General features: G+C 33.7%; 5 protein-coding genes. 1 reads left to right on the plus strand and 4 read right to left on the minus strand.

Going from position 1 to position 3,611, the window contains the following annotated elements; all coding sequences use genetic code 11:
* Positions 1-213: 213 nt before the first annotated feature.
* The gene (locus AC13DP_RS00075) at positions 214-891 is read right to left on the minus strand and encodes an SIMPL domain-containing protein (protein WP_228252369.1); all 678 of its coding nucleotides are present in this window, start codon (positions 889-891) and stop codon (positions 214-216) included.
* A 47-nt stretch (positions 892-938) separates the two neighbouring features.
* The gene (locus AC13DP_RS00080) at positions 939-1,586 is read right to left on the minus strand and encodes a rhomboid family intramembrane serine protease (RefSeq protein ID WP_228252368.1); all 648 of its coding nucleotides are present in this window, start codon (positions 1,584-1,586) and stop codon (positions 939-941) included.
* A 52-nt stretch (positions 1,587-1,638) separates the two neighbouring features.
* Here AC13DP_RS00080 and AC13DP_RS00085 point away from each other — a divergent pair, with 52 nt between their 5' ends.
* On the plus strand, positions 1,639-2,541 hold the full coding sequence (locus tag AC13DP_RS00085) for a lysophospholipid acyltransferase family protein (protein WP_347406868.1): 903 nt from the start codon (positions 1,639-1,641) through the stop codon (positions 2,539-2,541).
* A gap of 185 nt (positions 2,542-2,726) precedes the next feature.
* On the opposite strand, the gene AC13DP_RS00090 is transcribed toward AC13DP_RS00085, so the two are convergent.
* Entirely contained in the window at positions 2,727-2,834 is a 108-nt protein-coding gene (locus tag AC13DP_RS00090) for a zinc ribbon domain-containing protein (RefSeq protein ID WP_483067075.1), read from the minus strand.
* A complete protein-coding gene (locus AC13DP_RS00095; RefSeq protein ID WP_347406867.1) occupies positions 2,791-3,234 on the minus strand; it encodes a hypothetical protein in 444 nt (147 codons plus the stop codon). Before AC13DP_RS00095 ends, AC13DP_RS00090 begins: the two co-directional genes overlap by 44 nt.
* Between the last annotated feature and the right edge of the window lie 377 nt (positions 3,235-3,611).

The raw sequence follows: 3,611 nt of genomic DNA on the forward strand, positions 1-3,611 counted from the left end.
ACTTTTGAACTGCTTTAAAAATTCATCGCTAAATAAATCTTCTTTTTTCATACTGTGTAAAATTTAAAATTAGACAAAAAAAATAACAGGGGTCGCGACCCCTGTTATTTTTCTATTTACACAGTTTATGAGATAGTCCTAAATCAAAAATCCCCGGCTTACCGGGGATTTTTTTATTTAACTAACTAATTAAGTACCTGAAATAACTTCAGATTAATATAACTGAAAACTTATATTTACATTCACACTAATTTCCATCTCTCCTGGAGCTATGGTTTGTTGATCTGCCTGCGCCGCTGACTTCATCTCAGCCATTCGCATTACAGGGTAAGTATTGCCTCCATTTTCAGAGATCATTACCGCTTTACCAATTTTTTGGTCTAAGGCTGCTACCAAATCTTCAGCCTTTTGTTTGGCATCCAAGACCGCTTTTTTACGGGCCTCTTTTTGATACTCCTCTATTTTAGAAGAAGAAAATTCTACCCCGTTAATACGGTTTAGCCCGTTCTTCAATAGTCCCTGCATGATCTTTTCATAATTCTTAAGATCATCAAGTTTTATTGAGATCGCCTGATTGGCCACATAGGTTTCTTCTTTAGTATTATAATCGGTGCGCTTATTCAGATTCATATATTCAGTTTGAATATTTTTTTCTGGAACCCCCTGGGATTTTAAATACTTAAAAATATCATTGGCAATTTTATCATTGTCCTTTTTAACATCCGTCGGATTTAAACCTTCAGTTTCGATTCTGGAGTTAATAATGACCTTATCTGGAACAACCATAACTTTTCCTTCTCCGGTCACCGTAACGGTATTTCTTTCAGTCGAATTTTGGGCGGTTAAACCCATGCTGGTAATCATCACCAGTAATAGCGCTAACTTTTTCATAAGATTGGTTTTATAATTTAGAAGGTATATCCAAATACAATACCAAACTAAATTTTTCCGCTACGATGAAGTAAAAATAAAATAACAATAGGCACCGCTAAAAGGATAACCATCATAAGATGAGCTTCTAGCACATAAGGTGCTAAAATTATTGTTGATAAATAGCCTCCAACCGCACCGCCAAAGTGGGCATCATGACCAATACTATCCCTTCTACTTTTCATGCCATAAATTGTGTATAACAAATAACCAATACCAAACAAATAAGCCGGAATTGGGATAATAAAAAACAATCCAAGCATCATATCTGGATTTAGTAAAATGGCCGAATATAAAATCCCCATTACAGCTCCACTGGCTCCCACAGCAGTATAATTCCACTCATCCTTATGAAAATATAGCGAAAGTAAATTTCCTAAAACCAAACTTACCAGATAAACAACTATAAAACCTGTAGTCCCCAGATAATGAAGCACCGCATCCGCAAAAAAGTAAAGGGTAAGCATGTTTACAAATAAATGGGCATGATTAACATGCAGGAATCCCGAAGTTAAGATCTGGTATTTTTTACCACTTTTAATATCGGCGATATTAAACTTATACTTGTGAAAAAACTCCGGATCATTAAACCCCTTAAAAGAAATAATTACGTTTGCCGCGATAATGATGATCGTCACCAATTCCAAATTGCCCATAGCTATTGCTGTTTAAATTCAAATATACCATATATTTGCGGAAAGTTTTTTTATGCAGGGATTTGTTTTCTGGCTGGTTTATCCTCTACTTTGGTTAATTTCTATTTTACCCTTTAGGCTCTTTTATTTTTTCTCAGACCTCATCTATATTTTGGTCTATTATATCATTGGGTATCGCAAAAAAACGGTTGAAAAAAATCTGAAACTAGCTTTTCCGGAAAAATCTGAAAGTGAATTGATAAGCATAAAAAAGAAGTTTTATCATCACATGTGTGACATGTTTTTAGAGATGATAAAAACATTGACTATTTCAGAAGCTGAATTAAAAAAACATTTTGTATTTATCAATCCTAAAGATATTAAAACCGTAAACAATCTGGGGAAAGGTGTTTTAGTAATGTGCGGACATTATGCTAGCTACGAGTGGATGATCTCTATGGAGCTATATGGACTAAAACTAAAAGGTCACGGTATTTATAAACGTATTCGAAATAAATATTTTGATAAACTGGTAAAAGATATCCGGGGAAAATTTAAAACTGAAATGATCGAATCCCACCGTGTGGTCAGCACCATTGCCCGGCACCAGAAAAATGGTTTAAACGGAATCTACGGAATGATTGCCGACCAAACCCCGAAACGAGCAAACTATAAGTTCTGGACCGATTTTATGGGAGTTAAAGTTCCTTTTTTCACCGGATCTGAAAAATTAGCGAAAGATTTTGACATGCCGGTGTATTATCTAGAAGTCGAAAAAGTAAAGCGTGGTTTTTATGAAGCTCGGCTAAAAAAAATCACTAATAATCCACAATCTGAACCTGATTTCTTTATTACCACTTCATTTCGAGATCGACTGGAAGCACAAATTAAAGCACATCCTGAATATTACTTATGGACGCATAAACGATTTAAACACCGTAATGCTCCTATCCCAGAGAATGCGGTAGTTCGCTAAATGCGAAGTTTGCAGTGAACAGTAGCAGTAGGCAGAGAACAATTAGCAATTAACAGTAAACAATGATCAAAAAATGTCATTTCACCGCTGCCTTAAAAACAGACGATCTACAAGTTGAGAAATTTATTTAAAAAACAAACCTCACAGGTTTTGGAAACCTGTGAGGTTTTATATTGTTTTAAAATCTATTTCGCGTTTAAAAATAATCCGCAGTTAGGGCAAATCTCATCTTTATTTGATATAGAAGCCTTACAAGCAGGACATTGATTTGTAAAATATACCCGCTTTTGCAAATACTGTTCTTTTTTCTTCTGCTGAAATTTCAGATGACTTCTTTCGATTAAATTTCATCTGATTTTTAGAAAACGGTAAACCCAAATATTTAGTGATTTGAACATAAAAAACTTCAAGACTGGATTCATCGGCAGCAAGCCCTATCAACTTAAAATGAGATCGTACTTTTATTAAATCATCTATTGAAAAGCCTTTCTTAAGGTTAGAAAAATACGCTAAAGCTTTTGATTTACTAACTGTAGTTATGGCTAAAAACGAGCAATCTTTTTCTTCCAAAAAAGCCTTAGCATCATCAATAAAATATTTTGGTTTGAAAAAAAGTGGATAAAAAATAAATTTTGATAATAAAAACCAAACTAAAAAGAGAAATAGAAAAACCAGAATTAAAAAACCAATCATATTTTTTATTTTCAACTATTATTTCTAATTCTCTAGTCTCTTAGATTCTTTTGAAGCAATACATCTATAACATACCTCAACCATACACCACTCAAGATTCAATACACTTTTTTCTAAAATGCTCAATTCCCGTAACAAATCTTAGATTGAAACGAAAAGATTTGTATTGAGAAGTGCTTTTAAAACGCTAACTTCAATCTGATTCTCGGTACAATTTCAATTCCACTATCCTAAATTAAAATCACTCCTTTAGACTTGTATTGTTATTTTTATAGCAGTATTAACAAAGAAAAGAGAGCTGAACTCGGGTACACTAATATCGCTCAGAACATAAAGTTCATCGTTCGATTCAGACCCAAGTTCAGACTTTCATCAAC

Source organism: Zunongwangia sp. L-65, assembly GCF_056859415.1.